Genomic DNA, 325 nt, shown 5'->3' with positions numbered 1-325 from the left:
CCGCCGCGCACGTGGGCCGCAGCCCCGAGGACCGCCACGGCGAAGGCATGATCGGCGACAGCCCGCTGTGGGAAAACGCCATCGTCGAAGATCTGAAGGACCCGCGCTTCTCGCGCTTCGGGCTGATCCGCGCCAAGGCCGGCCGCGCCTATGCGGCGGCGCTGGCCAGGCAGTTCGACGTGCGCGCCGCTTCGCTGGATGTGCGCACCCGCAGCCTGTCGGGCGGCAACATGCAGAAGCTGATCCTGGGCCGCACCCTGGCGCGCGAACCGCGCTTCATCGTCGCCGACCAGCCCACCTGGGGTCTGGACATCGGCGCGGTGGC

General features: G+C 72.0%; 1 protein-coding gene. It reads left to right on the top strand.

The genetic code is table 11. The features are described 5' to 3' along the window. Nucleotides 1-325: ATP-binding cassette domain-containing protein (locus SB751_RS29045; protein WP_410748913.1), on the top strand; the 325-nt coding region annotated here is incomplete at both ends.

This window comes from Cupriavidus sp. SIMBA_020 (assembly GCF_046535395.1).
Taxonomy (GTDB): domain Bacteria; phylum Pseudomonadota; class Gammaproteobacteria; order Burkholderiales; family Burkholderiaceae; genus Cupriavidus; species Cupriavidus campinensis.
The sequence above is the reverse complement of the archived record's forward strand: the minus strand, read 5'-3'. Positions and strand labels throughout refer to the sequence as shown.